At 59.2% G+C, this 17,007-nt stretch carries 14 protein-coding genes and 2 pseudogenes; 13 read left to right on the forward strand and 3 right to left on the reverse strand.

What is annotated here, in order from left to right; translation table 11 throughout:
* The first annotated feature begins 4 nt into the window (after positions 1 to 4).
* The 6 genes from ACESTR_RS09170 (at position 5) to rny (ending at position 5,731) form a co-directional block, all read left to right on the forward strand.
* A complete protein-coding gene (locus ACESTR_RS09170; RefSeq protein ID WP_009596465.1) occupies positions 5 to 829 on the forward strand; it encodes an endonuclease/exonuclease/phosphatase family protein in 825 nt (274 codons plus the stop codon).
* Positions 830 to 860: 31 nt separating this feature from the next.
* Complete coding sequence (locus ACESTR_RS09175) at positions 861 to 1,706, forward strand: hypothetical protein (protein WP_373179141.1); 846 nt, start codon at positions 861 to 863, stop codon at positions 1,704 to 1,706.
* 103 nt (positions 1,707 to 1,809) lie between these two features.
* Positions 1,810 to 3,108, forward strand: a complete 1,299-nt coding sequence (rimO, locus tag ACESTR_RS09180; protein ID WP_244076842.1) for a 30S ribosomal protein S12 methylthiotransferase RimO — start codon at positions 1,810 to 1,812, stop codon at positions 3,106 to 3,108.
* 64 nt (positions 3,109 to 3,172) lie between these two features.
* Entirely contained in the window at positions 3,173 to 3,466 is a 294-nt protein-coding gene (locus tag ACESTR_RS09185) for a hypothetical protein (protein WP_022043871.1), read from the forward strand.
* Between the two features lie 95 nt (positions 3,467 to 3,561).
* Positions 3,562 to 3,861, forward strand: a complete 300-nt coding sequence (locus ACESTR_RS09190) for a cell division protein ZapA (RefSeq protein ID WP_022043872.1) — start codon at positions 3,562 to 3,564, stop codon at positions 3,859 to 3,861.
* A gap of 322 nt (positions 3,862 to 4,183) precedes the next feature.
* Complete coding sequence (rny, locus tag ACESTR_RS09195; protein WP_217729393.1) at positions 4,184 to 5,731, forward strand: ribonuclease Y; 1,548 nt, start codon at positions 4,184 to 4,186, stop codon at positions 5,729 to 5,731.
* A gap of 117 nt (positions 5,732 to 5,848) precedes the next feature.
* On the opposite strand, the gene ACESTR_RS09200 is transcribed toward rny, so the two are convergent.
* Genes ACESTR_RS09200 through ACESTR_RS09210 form a run of 3 tightly spaced genes read right to left on the reverse strand, consistent with a single transcriptional unit; the run spans position 5,849 to position 7,844 of the window.
* A complete protein-coding gene (locus ACESTR_RS09200; RefSeq protein WP_337491201.1) occupies positions 5,849 to 6,580 on the reverse strand; it encodes a DUF6064 family protein in 732 nt (243 codons plus the stop codon).
* A 2-nt stretch (positions 6,581 to 6,582) separates the two neighbouring features.
* Complete coding sequence (locus ACESTR_RS09205) at positions 6,583 to 7,080, reverse strand: threonine/serine exporter family protein (RefSeq protein WP_147620881.1); 498 nt, start codon at positions 7,078 to 7,080, stop codon at positions 6,583 to 6,585.
* Positions 7,077 to 7,844: a threonine/serine exporter ThrE family protein gene (locus ACESTR_RS09210; RefSeq protein WP_237958891.1), complete on the reverse strand. Its 768-nt coding sequence runs from the start codon at positions 7,842 to 7,844 to the stop codon at positions 7,077 to 7,079. Before ACESTR_RS09210 ends, ACESTR_RS09205 begins: the two co-directional genes overlap by 4 nt.
* Before the next feature lie 107 nt (positions 7,845 to 7,951).
* Between ACESTR_RS09210 and ACESTR_RS09215 the strand changes: the two genes are divergently transcribed.
* The 7 genes and pseudogenes from ACESTR_RS09215 (at position 7,952) to ACESTR_RS09245 (ending at position 16,889) form a co-directional block, all read left to right on the forward strand.
* Positions 7,952 to 8,581, forward strand: coding sequence for an HD domain-containing protein (locus ACESTR_RS09215; RefSeq protein WP_237958892.1), 630 nt, complete (start codon positions 7,952 to 7,954; stop codon positions 8,579 to 8,581).
* Positions 8,582 to 8,964: 383 nt separating this feature from the next.
* Positions 8,965 to 9,066: pseudogene (locus ACESTR_RS09220) on the forward strand (RNA polymerase sigma-70 factor); the annotation flags it as partial.
* A pseudogene (locus ACESTR_RS09225) lies at positions 9,044 to 9,343 on the forward strand (sigma factor-like helix-turn-helix DNA-binding protein); the annotation flags it as partial. The pseudogenes ACESTR_RS09220 and ACESTR_RS09225, both read left to right, overlap by 23 nt.
* Positions 9,344 to 9,553: 210 nt before the next feature.
* Positions 9,554 to 10,555 carry a FecR family protein gene (locus ACESTR_RS09230; protein ID WP_373179145.1) on the forward strand — a complete coding sequence of 334 codons (1,002 nt, stop codon included), beginning with the start codon at positions 9,554 to 9,556 and terminating at the stop codon, positions 10,553 to 10,555.
* Positions 10,556 to 10,599: 44 nt separating this feature from the next.
* Positions 10,600 to 14,151: a TonB-dependent receptor gene (locus ACESTR_RS09235; protein WP_009596383.1), complete on the forward strand. Its 3,552-nt coding sequence runs from the start codon at positions 10,600 to 10,602 to the stop codon at positions 14,149 to 14,151.
* A gap of 30 nt (positions 14,152 to 14,181) precedes the next feature.
* Entirely contained in the window at positions 14,182 to 15,999 is a 1,818-nt protein-coding gene (locus tag ACESTR_RS09240; protein ID WP_373179147.1) for a RagB/SusD family nutrient uptake outer membrane protein, read from the forward strand.
* A gap of 92 nt (positions 16,000 to 16,091) precedes the next feature.
* Entirely contained in the window at positions 16,092 to 16,889 is a 798-nt protein-coding gene (locus tag ACESTR_RS09245; protein WP_022043879.1) for a S1/P1 nuclease, read from the forward strand.
* Positions 16,890 to 17,007 lie beyond the last annotated feature (118 nt).

Raw genomic sequence — 17,007 nt, forward strand, 5'->3', positions numbered from 1 at the left:
GATTATGAAAATCAACAAATATATCCTCGGAGCAGGCGCACTGCTCTGCATGATGCTCCCGGCCGCGTCGGCACAGGCACAGGACGTCAAGCTGAAGTGCATGGAGTGGAACATCAAGTCGTTCGAATACGACGACAACTCCAATGCAGTCTATTTCGAAATCGCCGAGGCCATGGAAAAGATCAAGGCTGAAAACCCCGACATCGTCTGCTTCAACGAGTTCGAAACCGCGACCGGACGCATGAGTTCGGTCGAGAAGCTGACCGAATGCGCACAGTCGCTCGGCATGTTCCCGTTCTTCGTCTTCTCCTACAACAAGGACAACGGCGCCTACGGCAACGGCATTCTGTCGAAATACCCGATCGTCAATTCGGCTTCGGTACTGCTGGGCATGTACACCGGCGCCGACCAGCGTTCGGCGGGCTGGGCAGACATTCTGGTTCCGACCGACTCCAAACCCGAAGGGGTGAAGGTGCGCATCGTCTGCACCCACCTCGACGCTTTCGGCGGCGACGAGACCTGCTTGGGTCAGGCCAAAGAGGTCATCGAACACGCGATCGCTCCGGCCGTTGCCGAAAACATCCCCGTGCTGATCATGGGCGATATGAACTGCGGTCCCAGCTCCAGCGCAATCCGCGAGTATGAGAAGACGGGCACCCGGCTCTGCAACAACGACGGCACGTTCGGCGGTTACAGCAAGTTGGACTACTTCATCAGCTTCCCGCAGGGCAAATGGAGCTGCAGCGACTACAAAGTCGTCAAGGGCGACCGGCTCAATGTCATTTCGGACCACTACCCCATCGCAGGCACGGCCGTACTGAAGAATTAAGCGCGTATCAAACAGCTAAAAAAGTACAGAGATGAAAAACACGAAGAGATATTTATCCATTTTTCTGGCGCTCGCCCTTGCCGCCCCGGTCTTCACGGGCTGCGACAACGGTCTGGACGAGTACAAGTCGGGAGAGACGATCGCTCCCCCTTCGGACAAGTTCAAAGCCGAAATCCAGTTCGTATCGCGTCTGACCGACGGAGCACTGGCCGGCAGCGATGCGGATTACGCCGCCATCGACAACTACATGGTCAATACGCTCGAAGGCCACGGCAAGTCGTGGCTGACGGTGCTGGACCGCGCCGACGGCGCCAACCAGCCCAAAACAATGCAGACGGCCCTCAACACCAAGCGTTGGACGGCGTTCGCATTCAACCGTATCGCCAACAAGAGCTCCTATCAGGGCAGCATGCTCTATTTCAACGGTCCCACGACCGAGGTCAAGGGCACTCCCTCCGGTTCGGGATGCTACGTCACAGGTTTCGCACCGACGCTCAACGGCACCCGCACCGACAAGGACGAGGACGGCAACGTCACGGGAACGACCAACGTATCATTCGCCATCAGCTTCAACACGGCGCGTTTCGAAAATGCCGACCAGATCAACGCTTTCGGCGGCAAGAACGGCGTGCTGAGCGGACTCCACTACAAGAAGCAGAACCTGCTGATGATCGGCACCGTGAAAAACGACCTGCTCGGCGCGCTGCAGTCCGCAGCCGCGAATACGAACGAGGCGATTCAGGTCCGCGAAATCGTGAAAGGCCCGGCCTATACGATCTTCATGCTGGCCGACTCGCGCTTCTGGGGCTATGTCGACGTCGCTTCGACCTCGCTCGGCAACGGCATCGAAGCATACGGCATCCATGTGATGTGGTAGTATCCCACCGACTCCCTGCAGCAGCGGCGCACCGAAAGTGCGCCGCTCTTTTTGCGATAAATCCGGGAATAATCCATACCTTTGCGGAGGAAACACGAAACGCATGAAAAAAATCAACGTCATAACGCTGGGCTGTTCGAAAAACACCGTGGACAGCGAGCACCTGATGGCCCGGCTCGCCGCGGCGGGTTACGAGGTGCTCTTCGACAGCGACCGCACCGACGCCAAGGTCGTCGTGATCAACACCTGCGGTTTCATCGGCGACGCCAAGCAGGAGTCGATCGACATGATCCTGCGGGCGGCCGCGGCCAAAAACGCCGGAAAGATCGAACGGCTGTTCGTCGTCGGCTGTCTCTCGGAACGCTATGCCGACGAGCTGCGGGCCGAACTGCCCGAAGTGGACGAATTCTTCGGCGCCCGCACGTGGGACGGCATCGTCCGGGCGCTGGGCGCGGCCGAAGACCCGGCGCTGGAGACCGAGCGGCACCTGACCACGCCGAAGCATTACGCCTACCTGAAAATCTCCGAGGGCTGCAACTGGAAATGCGGCTACTGCGCCATTCCGCTCATCCGCGGAGGACATGTCTCCGTCCCGATGGAGAGGCTCGAAGAGGAGGCCCGCAAACTCGCGGCCGGCGGCGTGAAGGAGCTGATCGTGATCGCGCAGGATACGACCTACTACGGACTCGACCTCTACGGCCGGCGGATGCTGGCCGAACTGCTTCGCCGGCTCTGCCGCATCGGAGGCATCGAGTGGATACGCCTGCACTACGCCTATCCCACGGCATTCCCCGACGAGGTGATCGAAGTCATGGCCTCGGAACCCAAAATCTGCAAGTACCTCGACATTCCGTTCCAGCACATCTCCGACGCCCAGCTTTCGGCCATGCAGCGGCGCCACACCAAAGCCGACGCCTATGCGCTGATCGGCCGCCTGCGCGGAGCCATCCCCGATCTGGCGTTGCGCACCACGCTCTTGGTCGGCTATCCCGGCGAGACGCAGGCTGATTTCGCCGAGCTGGAACAGTTCGTGCGCGACGTACGCTTCGAGCGGCTGGGGGTCTTCGCCTATTCGGAGGAGGAAGGCACCTATTCGGCGCAAAAATTGCAGGACAACGTTCCGGAGGAGGTCAAACAGCAGCGCGTCGAACGGATCATGGCGCTTCAGAACGAAATATCGCTCGAAAACAACCTGCGCCGCGTCGGCCGGACCGAGCGGGTGCTGATCGACTCGCGGCAGGGCGATTACTACGTGGGACGCACGCAGTACGACTCGCCCGAAGTGGATCAGGAGATCCTGATTCCGGCATCGGAAAAGCGGCTTCTGCGCGGTCGTTTCTACGACGTTCGCATCGATTCCGCCGCCGACTACGACCTCTACGGCCGGGCCGCCGGGAAATAAAATTTGCTTTTTAGCGTTCCTTTTCATACCTTTGAGATGTAAAACGGACTTTACCCGTGACCCGATGGCCGAAAAAAGTGTGATAACAAATATCGAGAACCGCATCCGGCAGCTCATGGACGACCACAAACGGTTGTCGGATCAATGTGCGGAACTGACGGCGCAGCGCGACAGCCTGAAAGCCGAAAACCGCACCCTGCAGGAGCGGATCCGCGAACTCGACGGAGAATTGTCACGCATGCAACTGACAGAAGGGCTGGCGGGCGGAAGCCGTAACCGGGACAAAGCGCGGGCCCGCGTCAACCGTCTTATGCGGGAGGTGGACAAGTGCATCGCGCTGCTCGGAAGGCCCGAATAGCAAAGCCGCAGCGGGAGGGGACCCCACCGTTACGGCAGAGGCTCCGGAAGGCCGCAGGACGCACAGGAGGCAGCAAGAAAAACGAAACGAGAACAATGGCACAACAGGCGATAACACTCAAACTGGCAGGCAAAAGCTATTCGCTCAATATCGACAGCGAAAAAGAGGAGATGTACCGTCTGGCCGAACGGGAGGTGAACAGTTACCTCGCCGCGATAAAGCAAAACAACTTCAAGAACTGGACGGATCAGGACTATCTGTCTATGGCGGCGCTGAAATTCGCCATTGCGAACGTCGATATGCGGCAAAGCCGCGAACTGAGCGACGAAGACCTGAAACGGCTGGGACACTTAGGGGAAGAGATAGACGCCTACCTCAACGCCCTGAAAGGATAGACAACATGCAGGAGCGCGTAACGGCGCCCTGAAACCGGAACAGCGTTCTTTAACATACGAAGGAAAAAATCTACCCGCATAGATTCCTTACAGCTTTGCGAAACTGAACACTTTTTAAATTGGGGCAACTCACGGCGCTTCAAAATCAGGCCTTGACCCTTCGGGGTGTATGCTGCGGCGTACCGTTGGACGATTGCGATTGTCGGAGCCCCCACACGTGACTTATCTTGCAGATTCGTCAAACAAGACTAAGGAATCCTATGCGGTTTTTTTATGCAACAACAAACCCTTTATAATAACAACTCAAAACAGCAACAAAATCATGTATACCACTATTTTAGTTGCCTGCATCTCAGCCATTGCGGCGATCGGGATCTACATGGCCGTTACGAACCTCGTGACCAAGAACTCGATCCGCAAGCGCCGCGAAGCCGCCCTGAAGGAGGCCGAGGCCGAAGGCGAGATGATCAAGAAGGAGCGGATCCTGCAGGCAAAAGAGAAGTTCATACAGCTTAAGAGCGAATACGACCGGCAGGTCAACGAACGCAACCAGAAAATCGCGCAGAGCGAACAGCGGGCCAAGCAGATCGAGAACAACCTGCAGAACCAACAGCGCGATCTGGAGAACAAACTCCGCGAAAACGACCGGCTGAAGGAGCAGATGCAGAACCAGCTGCAAATCCTCGAACACAAGAAAGAGGAGGTCGATCAGATGATGCGCGAGCAGAACGTCCGTCTGGAGCAGATTTCGGGCCTAAGCTCGGAGGAGGCCAAGAACATCCTGATCGAGAACATGAAGGCCGAGGCCAAGACCGAAGCCGCCGGCTACATAAACGAGACCATCGAAGAGGCGAAGATGACCGCCACCAAAGAGGCCAAGCGCATCATCGTAGCGTCGATCCAGCGCGTGGCGACCGAGACGGCGATCGAAAACGCCGTGACGGTATTCAACATCGAAAGCGACGAGGTCAAGGGCCGCATCATCGGCCGCGAAGGCCGCAACATCCGTGCGCTGGAAGCCGCAACCGGCATCGAAATCATCGTGGACGACACGCCCGAAGCCATTATCCTGAGCGGTTTCGACCCCGTGCGCCGCGAAATCGCACGTCTGGCGCTCCATCAGCTGGTGACCGACGGTCGCATCCACCCTGCCCGTATCGAAGAGGTGGTGGCCAAAGTCCAGAAACAGATCGAGGAGGAGATCGTCGAGGTCGGCAAACGCACCACGATCGACTTGGGCATCCATGGCCTGCATCCCGAACTGATCCGCATGATCGGCAAAATGAAATACCGCTCGTCCTACGGCCAGAACCTGCTGCAGCACGCCCGCGAAACGGCGAACCTCGCAGGCATCATGGCCGCGGAGCTGGGTCTGAATCCCAAGATCGCCCGCCGCGCAGGCCTGCTGCACGACATCGGCAAGGTGCCCGACGACGAACCGGAACTGCCGCACGCAATCATCGGCATGAAACTCGCCGAGAAATACAAGGAGAAACCCGAAGTCTGCAACGCCATCGGCGCCCACCACGACGAGGTGGAGATGACTTCGCTGATCGCACCGATCATTCAGGTCTGCGACGCCATTTCGGGCGCACGCCCCGGCGCACGCCGCGAGGTGGTCGAGAGCTACATCAAGCGTCTGAAAGAGATGGAGGACATCGCCCTGTCATACCCCGGCGTCGTCAAGACCTATGCCATTCAGGCCGGCCGCGAACTGCGCGTGATCGTCGGAGCCGACAAACTTTCGGATCAGGAATCGGAAGGACTCTCGCACGATATCGCCAAGAAGATTCAGGACGAAATGACCTATCCCGGTCAGGTGAAGATCACCGTCATCCGCGAAACCCGCGCCGTTTCGTACGCGAAATAACCGGATGTCGGCGGGACAGCTCCTACCGGCCATTCCGACACTCTTCCCCAAATCCCTCCTTACCAAAGGAGGGATTTTTTTATCCCCGGTCCGGTGAAGACCTTCGGGCGGCCGGCATTATCCGGCCATTCCGGCGAGCTGCTGCCAGATGGTCGCGGCGAAAAAGACGCCGAGTCCCGAACACATCGCCAGAAGCAGCATATTCATCACCCGCAGATCGGGTTTGGCTTTGCGGCGGAAATTGACGTCGATATACTCCTTGAAAAAGAGATAGAGCGCCGGCACCAGCGCGCTCGCCAAAAGCAGGTCTTCGGGAATGCCGAAAAAGTAAACCTTCGAAAAGCCGATCAGCGACCAATGACACAGAAACAGCACGACGAACAGATTGATCCGCTTCGAGAACGAGAGCATCAGTCCGATGGTGAAGATCGCCGCCGTGCAGGGCATGACGGGCGAAGTGGTCATCGGGAAATCCAGTCCCCGCAGATGGGATATCAGCGGATAGAGGAACGGCATCAGGTAGAGCGCAAAAGCGAATTTGTCGTGTCTGTACGTCCGTTCGAACGTCGTGTAACCGACGACCGCGTCATAAATCCACACGGCGGCCATGACGCCCCAGAAAAACGCCATGACTCCGCTGTAAGCCCGCGCATCGCACGACACGAGGTAATAGGCGACGGCGATCCACGCATTGAGAAACGCCAGAAAACATTTCATTGCGGTTTTCACCCGGTGCGTCGGGCGCAGATAGAGACGCGCCGTCAGGACGACGGCCGCCAGCACGATGAGCGCCTGCACGGGCCAAGTCATCGTATTGTAGTCTGCGATAGTTTGCCAAAAGAGTTCCATAATCAGCTGCGAATCTGTTTTTTATTGCGTGTCAGCGAATGTGCGCGTTTGTTGAAGAGGAAAATCGGCGCGGCGGCTCCCGCGGCCAGCATGAAAATCACGCTGAAGGTAACGAATCCGTTGCGGACGATGGCCGCCAGATACCCCGCGGCGGAGGGATCGTCGAGATTCTGCATGAACATAATCATCGAAAAGACCGTCTTGTAGGCATACATGCCGGGGATCATCGGCAGCAGCGCGGGGATGAACAGCACCGTCATCGGGCAGTGGATGCGGCCTCCCAGCAGCAGGCTTCCGATACCGATCGCCACCGAAGCGCACAGCGACGCCGAAGCGATATCCACGCCTGTGTCCATCAGGCAGAAACGCAGGGCATGCCCCACGGCGGCCAGCAGGGCGATCGCCGGAAAGGCCCGCATCGGAGGATCGGACACGGCTCCGAATCCGACGGCCGCCACCGCGGCGAAAAATCCGTCCGAAAGAATGGCGAGCAGCGTCATAGCAATCCGTTTTTAACGATCATCAGGGTACATGACAATCCGACGGCGATGCAGACGATCAGCATCAGCGCCGACGTCAGGCGGGCGATACCGTTCAACACATGCCCCTCGACGATGTCGATCACGCCGTTGATAAGCGGCACCCCCGGAATCAGGTAAAGCACGCTCGTGGCAATGGCGATCTCCGAAGTCGTATCGAAAATCATCGCCACCGAAGCGTACATCGAAGCCGCGAAGGCCGACGCGATAAAGATGACATAGTGATTGAATCCCTTGGCCTGCATCCGCTGCTTGAGGTAGAATCCGAGCAGCGTGGCGGTAAAGACGATGCCTACCGCACACCACTCCCCGCCGAAAAGCCGGCAGAAGGATGCGTTGGCCAGTCCGACGAGAATCAGTGTGAAAATCGGGTCCAGACGCGGCCGGGCGACGATCTCGTCGTAGCGGCGCCGAATCTCGGCAAGGGGCAGGCGAAGGTCGCAGGCGTCCCAGCTCAGGGCGCTTAGCTCCGAGTTCAGCTCGAAGCTGATCGGCAGCGGCGGAATGTCCGCCACCTCGCTGTAAACCCGTCCGCTCTCGTCGTCGTAAACCGAGAAGGTCACCACCTTCTGAAAGGCCGACACCATGACGCGCACGCCGAGCGCCTCGCCCAGACGTTTCGTATTGCGCACCACACGCGAGGTATGCACTCCGGACCCCATCAGCCGGGTGGCATACTCCGCAACGAACTGCGTGACAGCCTTCAATTCCGCTTCCGACTTCATTTTCCCTAACTTTACCGCTGCAAAGATAATGAAAAGCCCGAACAAAACTAAAAATTTTTAATATCTTTCCAATGCCCCACTTCCCGCCAAATGCTTATTTTTGCACCATGCAACCATCCGAAGAGCTGAAAAACCATATCGAAACGGAGATCATCCCCCGTTACGAATCCTTCGACGCGGCGCACGGCACGGACCACGTCCGCACGGTCATCGCCCAGAGTCTCGATCTGGCGCGGCATTACGACGTCGATGCGGACATGATCTACGCCGTCGCCGCCTATCACGACACGGGGCTGGCCCGCGGTCGGGAGCTGCACCACATCCATTCGGGCGAAATCCTGCTCGCCGACACGGAGCTGCGGCGCTGGTTCACCGCAGAGCAGCTGGCCGTCATGCGCGACGCCGTCGAGGACCACCGGGCCTCGTCCGACCATGCTCCCCGCACGATCTACGGACGCATCGTCGCCGAGGCCGACCGCTGCATCGACCCCGCGACAGTGCTCCGCCGTACGGTGCAGTACGGTCTGTCCCACTGCCCCGCACTCGACCGCGAGGGACACTTCGAACGCTGTCTTGCACACCTGCGGAAAAAGTACGCCGAAAGCGGTTACCTCCGGCTCTGGATTCCCGAATCGGACAACGCCCGCAAACAGGAGGAGCTGCGGGCGCTGATCCGCGACGAAGCCCGCCTGCGCGCAGCCTTCGATGCGGTCTTCGACCAAGAGACCGCCCGATAAACCGCCCCGCACTGCGCGCTCCCGCGGCCCTTTTATATATAAAAATAGGTATCTTCGGGGAATTGTTGCAGCGCCGTTAAAATTCGGCGACCGGGGTGTTAATTCCCCGGATTGCCGCTTGTTTTTCGAAAGATTATGCTTATCTTCGTCATAGCATCTTCCGCACCCACCCTCTTTCTTCAGAGCAGATCCGAGTGTTGCAGGAAAAGACATGCTGTTTCCGGAACGTAGTCCCGACAATGAAAGAATCCGTCTATAAATCCTTCGTCAGTGGTGATCCGCATGAAGAGGAGCTGCTCAGGCAGCTCATCCGCGGCGACATCGCGGGTTACGAGGTGCTGTTCCACAAATACTACCCGACGTTCTTCGCCTTCATCAAGGGCATGACCAAGGAGACCGTCGTGGCGGAGGACATCACGCAGAATATCTTCATGAAAGTATGGCTGAACCGCGAAAGGCTGGATGCGGCCAAATCCATCCGCAACTACCTTTTCGTACTGGCCAAACACGAGATATACAACTACTTCCGCACCAAGAGCCGCACGTTCACCACACTTAAGGAGGCTATCGCGCAGGCCGAAAGCAAGGGGGGGGGGAATTCAGCCTCCGAGAAACGAAATCGAGGAGAAGCTCGATCTGGCGGAGACCGCCGAGCAGGTCGAGACCATCGTCGGAAAGATGCCCCCGCAGCGGCAGCAGATTTTCCGCATGTCGCGTTTCGAGCACATGCCGAGCCGGGAGATCGCCGAACAGCTGAATCTGTCGGTACGCACCGTGGACAAGCATCTTGAGCTGGCGCTGAAGGAGCTGCGCAAATACCTCAACATCATTCCGGCCATCATCGTCTTTCTGGACATCCTGCCCTGAAATTTCCCCGATAAATCTTCCGGCCCCGTTACGTAGTGCGGGGCTTTCGTTTGTTCTTTATGTAGTAACCGGCAGCATCGGGCTGCCGATAAAACGCATGAAGAGATGAACAAACCGACATTAGATAAAGTCCGGGACTACTTCTACGGCCGCTGCAACGACGGCGAGGAGGTCCGTCTCCAGCAATGGTTCGCCGACAACGGCAATTCGTCCGAAGCCGACCGGCTGCTCGGCGCCCTGCTCGACGAGGTGCGGAGCGAAAACCCCGCGCTGGCGCAGGCTGCGTTCGAAGAGTTCTGCCGCCGCATCGGCCATTCCGTTCCGGCGCGCACCGCACCGCGCCGTCTGACGACCGTCGTCCGGTGGACGCAGCGGATCGCCGCCGTGCTGATCGTCCCGCTGCTGATCGCCGTCTCGCTCCTCTACACCAAGACCGCGCACACTCCCGAATGGGAGGAGGTGCTCGTGCCGGCGGGCCAGCGCAGCGAGCTGCGCCTTGCCGACGGAACGCTCCTGTGGCTCAATTCGGGCACCCGCGTAACCTATCCGACCCACTTCAACGGCCGCCAGCGCAAAATCTTCGTGGACGGCGAGGTCTACGCCGAAGTCATGCACGACAAGCGGCATCCCTTCGTCATCTCGGCCGGCGACGTCGAGGTCGAAGTCCTCGGCACCAAATTCAACATGCGGGCCTACAACAGCGACCAGCTGGTCGAAGTGGCGCTGGTCGAGGGCAGCGTGCGTTTCGACGTGAACAGCGACAAATGCGACGACGAGGTCGTCATGGTCCGCAACGACGTCGCGCAGTACGACCGCCTGACGGGAGCGCTGGAAATGACCTCTTTCCAGAGCGAAAACTATAAATCGCGCGCCACGGGCGGCGGCTTCTACTTCTTCAACGAGTCGCTCGACGGCATCACCGCACAGCTGGCCCGCTGCTTCGACCAGAAAATCATCATCACCGATCCCGAACTGGCCGGCGTGCGCTTCTACGCCTTCTTCACCAACAACGAGTCGCTGCTCAAGATCCTCGGCACGCTCAACACCGACAAATCGATGTCCATCCGCGAACGCAACGACGTGATCTACATATCCCGAAAGAAATAACCGCGAAACAGCAACAAAAAACTACAACATTAAAACTTCAACCTATGAAAAAACTTTACAATCGAACCGCACTTTTCCATGCGCGTGCGATCGTGGGTTTGTTCGCACTCTGCCTGCTGGCGCTTCCCAGCCCGGCTCTGGCGCAGGCGATCGACCTCAAACTCACGAATGTAACGGTCAAGGAGGCCATCGAAGCCCTCAATCAGCGGGAGAACTACTCCGTGGCCATCAAATCGGCCGGCGTCGACATGCAGCGCCGCGTCAGCATCTCGGCGCAGAACGCGTCGATCGACGAGGTTCTGGCCCAGATCTTCGCCGATCAGGACATCACCTACACGATTACGGGCAAAAGCATCTCCGTAACCAAGGCAGCTCCGAAGAGCCTCGCCGCGGATAAGAACCAGCTCAAAGGCGTGGTGAAAGACAATCTGGGGCTGCCCGTTCCGGGTGCCACGATCATCGTGGACGGCACCAACAACGGCACCACCACGATGAGCAACGGCGACTTCTCGCTGGAGAACGTCAAGCTTCCGGCGAAGCTCGTCATCTCGTTCATCGGCTACCAGCCCCGGACGGTCGAAGTCAACTCCTACGCCGCCATCGACATTACCCTCGTGGAAAGCTCGGCGGCCATCGACGAGGTGGTCGTGGTCGGCTACGGCCAGCAGAAGCGCGTGAACGTCACGGGCGCCGTGGGCACCATCAGCGGCAAGGACCTCAACAACCGTCCCGTGACCAATACGGCCGCAGCCCTGCAGGGCGCCGATCCGTCGCTGCTGCTGACGCTCGGCAGCGGCTCGATCGAAGGCAAGAACTACGACGTCAAGATCCGCGGCGCAGTATCGCTCAACAGTGGCAGCCCGCTGGTGCTCGTCGACGGCATCGAAGCGTCGCTGGCGCAGGTCAACCCCAACGACATCGAATCGGTATCGGTGCTCAAGGACGCTTCGGCCTGCTCGATCTACGGCGCCAAGGCTTCGGCCGGCGTGGTGCTCATCACCACCAAGAGCGGTAAGGCCGGCACGCTGAAAGTCAATTACAACGGCCGCTACGGCGTGTCGTGGAACACCACCTCGACCGACTTCATCACGTCGGGATACGACTACGTGAAACTCACCAACGAATTCTGCTACCCATCGAAAGGCTATGTGGGCTGGAACTACACGGACGAGGAGATGCAGATGCTCTACGACCGCCGCAACGACAAGACCGAGCATCCCGACCGCCCGTGGGTCATCACCGACAGCAACGGCAAATACCGCTATCTGGGCAACTTCGACTGGTACGACTACATGTTCAAGCGCAGCCGTCCCGAAACCGAGCACAACATTTCGCTCACGGGCGGCAACGACAAGATCAACTACTACGTCAGCGGCCGCTACCTCTACCGTGAAGGCCTGTTCAACCATGGCGCCGAGGATATCTACAACGGCTACTCGTTCCGCACGAAGATCGCCGCCGAAGTAACGCCGTGGATGCACTACTCGAACAACATCAGCATGGAGGTGACCGACTACAAATACGGCGGTTACTGGGAGCAGGACGGTTCCGAAGAGCTCAACTCCAACGGCATCCTCTTCAACGTGGCCAACAACATCAGCCCGACGTTCGTTCCGGTCAACCCCGACGGCACCACGTTCGTTTATTCCAACGGCATCCAGTTCGCCAACTCGCCGATCGCCAGCGGACGCGGCGGCGTATTCGCCGACGGACGCAACAAGAACTCGCGCAAGAACAACTACTACATCATCACCAACCGGGTGACGTTCGACCTCACGCGCAACAAGGATCTGAAACTCAACGCCGACTACACCTACCGCCGCCGCGACAACCTCGGAGCCTACCGCTCCTATCCGACGGCCAACACATGGAACGCGACGCAGACCGCCGTGGTCGATTTCACCAACGGTTCGATCTACGACTTCTATCAGGAGGACCGCTACTACTATAACGGCCATGTGGTCAACGCCTACCTCGATTACGGCCACTCGTGGGGCAAACACAACTTCTCGGCCGTAGCCGGCGGCAACTTCGAGGACTTCCGCTCGTCGAAACTGAGCGTCCGCCAGAAAGGGTCGCTGAGCGAGAAGCTGAGCTTCATCAACATGGCGCAGGGCGAGATCGAACGCTGCGTCGAGTCGAATACGGCCTACCGGACGCTGGGTTATTTCGCCCGTGCGAACTACGACTACGCCGGCAAGTACCTTTTCGAAGTGTCGGCACGCTACGACGGTTCGTCGCGCTTCGCCGCCAACGACCGCTGGGGCTTCTTCCCCTCGGCATCGGCCGGATGGCGCATCTCGGAGGAGAAATTCTGGGAGCCGATGCGCAACTGGTGGGACAACGCCAAGGTGCGCTTCTCGTACGGCTCGCTCGGCAACCAGCAGGTGTCGAACTACTACTACATCGAAACGATCTCGACCGGCCAGCTGGGCTACACCTTCAACGGCACGGAAAAGGCCAATTACGCCTCGGCGTCGAACCCCATCAGCGACGGACTTACGTGGGAGACGGTCGTAACCTACAACCTCGGTTTCGATCTGGGCTTCCTCAAAAACCGCCTCAACGTCACGGCCGACCTCTACATCCGCGACACGAAGGACATGCTCACCACGTCGCTCACGCTGCCCGACGTCTTCGGAGCGCCCTCGCCCAAGGAGAACTGCGCCGACCTGCGCACCAAGGGCTACGAAATCACCGTCAGCTGGCGCGACCGCCACATGGTGGCCGGCAAACCCTTCTCCTACGGCATTTCGGCATCGCTGGGCGACTACAAGTCCAAGATCACCAAGTATAAGAACGACGACATGCTGCTCACCGACCATTACGTGGGCGAGACGCTCGGCGAACTCTGGGGCTACCGCACCGACGGACTGTTCAAGACCGACGAGGAGGCGGCACGCTATCAGGCGCAGATCAACGACAAGGCGGTCAACAACCGCGTCTACACCAGCTCCGACGCTTCGGCGGCGCACCTCATGGCGGGCGACGTCCGTTTCCGCGACCTCGACGGCAACAACATCATCAACAACGGCGACGGTACGGTCAAGAATCCGGGCGACATGCGCGTCATCGGCAACAGCCTGCCGCGTTACACCTACTCGATCCGCGGCGACTTGAACTGGAACGGCTTCGACTTCGCGGTCTTCTTCCAAGGCGTCGGCAAGATCGACTGGATGCCCAGCGCCAACTGCTACTACTTCTGGGGACCCTACAGCTTCCCGACCACCACGTTCATCGCCAAGGACTTCGAGCGGCTGGCGTGGAGCGAGGACAACCGCAACACCTACTTCCCCCGCCGGCGCAGCTACCAGACTTCGAGCGCAGGTTCGATGAACGTCAAAACCGACCGCTACCTGCAGGACGCCTCGTACATCCGCCTGAAGAACATCACGCTGGGTTACACCATCCCGATCAACAAGCGCATCCTCGAAAAGGTCCGCGTATACGTATCGGGCGAGAACCTCGCCTACTGGTCGCCCCTGAAGCGCTACAGCAAGACGGTCGATCCCGAAGTAGCCACGACCAGCGCCACCAACGACTGTCTGTATCCCTATTCGCGGACCTTCTCCGTAGGCGTGGACATCACCTTCTAAACTAACCGGAAAGCATTATTTCGATCAACCATGAAAACTATCAGCAAAATATTGATATTCGTTTCGATGAGTCTGGCGCTGTCGGGCTGCGACGACTTCCTGACCAAGGAGCCGGAAACGAACCTTTCGCCCAATACGTTCTTTTCGAGCGAAGCGGAGCTGGAGCTTTGGACCAACCGCTTCTACAGTCTCTTCGCAGGTCCCGACACCGATGCCATTCAGGTCTCCGACATCCAGATCGCCAAGAACCTCAGCTCCGTACAGCAGGGCACGCGCTCCCCGGCCACCGAAAACTGGGGCACAAGCGCATGGGCCTACCTGCGTTACATCAACTACTACCTCGAACGTTCGGGCAACTGCCCCGACGAGACGATCCGCCAGCGCTACGACGGCGTGGCCTATTTCTTCCGCGCGCTGTTCTACTTCGAAAAGGTGCGCAAATACGGCGACATCCCCTATTACGACTTCGTGATTCCGTCGAACGACTGGGCTTCGCTCAAACGGCCGCGCGACAGCCGCGGATTCGTGATGAAGAAGGTCATGGAGGACCTCGACCGCGCCATCACGGACCTGCCCGACAACTGGCCGAGCGACGCGCTCTACCGCCTGAGCAAAAACGCCGCCCGCGCCATGAAGGCCCGCGCCGCGCTCTACGAAGGCACCTTCCGCAAATACCACGGCATCGCCGACGAGACGATCGACGGGGTGACCATCTCGGCCGACTATTTCCTCCAACTGGCCGCCGACGCCGCATGGGCCGTCATGGAGCAGAACAAATATTCGCTCTACAAAGGCAATACGCTCAAACTCGACGCCCCCTACCGCGAATATTTCATCCTCGAAGACGGCGACGCCAAGGAGACGATCCTCTCGATGCGCTTCAACGCCGACATCCTCGTACGCCACGGCATCCAATTCACGTTCCGCAACATGCGCCACAGCGCCACGCAGCGGCTGGTGAACCACTACCTGATGGCCGACGGCTCGAAGATTCAGGACCAGCCCGGATACGAGACCATGACCTACAACCAGCAGTTCCAGAACCGCGACCCGCGCATGGCGCAGACGCTCATGGCTCCGGGATACGTGGACCTGAACGGCATCGACGAGGTGATCGAGGACTGCAAGAGCTACGACATGACGGGTTACCGCTTCATCAAGTTCGTGAGCGACGACACGCATAACGGCGCCACCACCTCGACCACCGACTGGCCGGTATTCCGCTATCCGGAAATCCTGCTCACCTACGCCGAGGCCAAGGCCGAGCTGGGCACGCTGACCCCGGAAGACATCGCCCTGACCGTGGACGTCGTCCGCGACCGCGTGGGCATGCCGGTCCTCGACATGGCGGCCGCCAACAACAATCCCGATCCCCTGATGGCCAGCTACTACCCCAACGTCAATTCCGGAGCGAACAAAGGCGTGATCCTCGAAATCCGCCGCGAACGCACCGTCGAACTTCCCTGCGAAGGCCTGCGCCAGTGGGATATGCTCCGCTGGAAGGAGGGCGCCCAGCTGGTTCCCTCGTCGAACGGACTCGATGGCTTCCTCGGCTGCTACTTCCCCTCGCTGGGCGAATACGACATGAACGGCGACGGCAAGATGGACCTCTGCCTCTGGAGCGGCACCAAGCCCGCCACGACCTGCGACGCGATGCTCGAAATCGGCGAAGGCAAGGACGCCCAGCTGACCGACGGCACGAGCGGCTATATCGTCTGCTTCCGGGGCCGCACCTACAAATGGGAGGAGGGCCGCGACTATCTGTGGCCGATTCCGACCGACCAGCGCGTGGCCACGGGCGGCGCACTGAGCCAGAATCCGGGCTACGAAGACGGACTGAGCTTCTGACGCCCCTTTGCTCCGCGACACAAAGAAGAGGTATTCCGGTGACCGGGATACCTCTTCTTCGAAAAAACAGACTCACCAAAACCATCGAGACCATGAAAAAACTGCTTTTGCTGCTCTTTGCGGCAGCTCTCTCCCTCTCCGCTTCCGAACCTGCGCGGGCGTGGGGCCGCGAAGGCCACGAAACGATCGCCAAGATCGCCGAACGCAACCTCACCAAACGGGCCAAGAAACGGATCGAGAAGTATCTCGGCGGGCACTCCGTCGTCTACTACGCCAAATGGATGGACGAATACCGCCAGACGCCCGAATACGCCTTCACCAACGACTGGCACACGGCGCCCGTGGGTGCGGACCTGCGCTACGGCGACGAACTGCTCAAGCCGGGAAAGGGCAACGCCGTTTACGGGCTTGAGCTGGCGATCCGCAACCTCAGGGATTACCGCAGCCTGACCGACTCGGCCGTAGCGGTCAATCTGAAATACGTCATCCATCTGGTCGGCGACATGCACTGCCCTGCGCATATCAAATACACGACCCACAACACGAAGTACGACGTGCTGTTCGAAGACAAGTACCACAAGCCCCACAAGTATTACGTCCACCACGTCTGGGACAACGAGATCATCACCACGACCCGTATCTGGTCCGTCACCGAGTGGGCCGACGAGCTGGACCGCGCATCGAAACGGGAGAAGGCCGCCGTGCAGGCCGGTACGCCGCGCGACTGGCTGCACGACAGCGCCGTGACCTGCGAAGTGCAGTTCGAGTGGGCCAAGCCCGACGAGCGGCTGGGACAGGACTTCCTGAACAAGGCCCTGCCGCTGGTCGAACACCAGATCCGCAATGCCGGTTACCGGCTGGCGGCCGTCCTGAACGAGCTTTTCGACTGACGCGGCCGGAGCAGCGAATAAAAGAGCCGTCACTCGCAGCGGTTTCCGGGGATTTACAAAGCAATGCTGTAACTGAATGAGTTACGGCATTGCTTTTTTATGAGGTAATGATTTAGAA

The sequence above is a fragment of the Alistipes sp. DJF_B185 genome, from assembly GCF_964250025.1.
In the GTDB taxonomy this organism is placed as follows: Bacteria; Bacteroidota; Bacteroidia; order Bacteroidales; family Rikenellaceae; genus Alistipes; species Alistipes finegoldii.

What these genes read in the sequence shown, in the direction of transcription:
- ACESTR_RS09170 (WP_009596465.1), top strand. Translation starts at nt 5, where the DNA reads ATGAAAATCAACAAATATATCCTCGGAGCAGGCGCACTGCTCTGCATG.
- rimO (WP_244076842.1), top strand. Translation starts at nt 1,810, where the DNA reads ATGAAAAAAATCAACGTCATAACGCTGGGCTGTTCGAAAAACACCGTG.
- ACESTR_RS09185 (WP_022043871.1), top strand. Translation starts at nt 3,173, where the DNA reads ATGGCCGAAAAAAGTGTGATAACAAATATCGAGAACCGCATCCGGCAG.
- ACESTR_RS09175 (WP_373179141.1), top strand. Translation starts at nt 861, where the DNA reads ATGAAAAACACGAAGAGATATTTATCCATTTTTCTGGCGCTCGCCCTT.
- ACESTR_RS09245 (WP_022043879.1), top strand. Translation starts at nt 16,092, where the DNA reads ATGAAAAAACTGCTTTTGCTGCTCTTTGCGGCAGCTCTCTCCCTCTCC.
- ACESTR_RS09190 (WP_022043872.1), top strand. Translation starts at nt 3,562, where the DNA reads ATGGCACAACAGGCGATAACACTCAAACTGGCAGGCAAAAGCTATTCG.
- ACESTR_RS09210 (WP_237958891.1), bottom strand. Translation starts at nt 7,844, where the DNA reads ATGAAGTCGGAAGCGGAATTGAAGGCTGTCACGCAGTTCGTTGCGGAG.
- ACESTR_RS09205 (WP_147620881.1), bottom strand. Translation starts at nt 7,080, where the DNA reads ATGACGCTGCTCGCCATTCTTTCGGACGGATTTTTCGCCGCGGTGGCG.
- ACESTR_RS09230 (WP_373179145.1), top strand. Translation starts at nt 9,554, where the DNA reads ATGAACAAACCGACATTAGATAAAGTCCGGGACTACTTCTACGGCCGC.
- ACESTR_RS09200 (WP_337491201.1), bottom strand. Translation starts at nt 6,580, where the DNA reads ATGGAACTCTTTTGGCAAACTATCGCAGACTACAATACGATGACTTGG.
- ACESTR_RS09240 (WP_373179147.1), top strand. Translation starts at nt 14,182, where the DNA reads ATGAAAACTATCAGCAAAATATTGATATTCGTTTCGATGAGTCTGGCG.
- rny (WP_217729393.1), top strand. Translation starts at nt 4,184, where the DNA reads ATGTATACCACTATTTTAGTTGCCTGCATCTCAGCCATTGCGGCGATC.
- ACESTR_RS09235 (WP_009596383.1), top strand. Translation starts at nt 10,600, where the DNA reads ATGAAAAAACTTTACAATCGAACCGCACTTTTCCATGCGCGTGCGATC.
- ACESTR_RS09215 (WP_237958892.1), top strand. Translation starts at nt 7,952, where the DNA reads ATGCAACCATCCGAAGAGCTGAAAAACCATATCGAAACGGAGATCATC.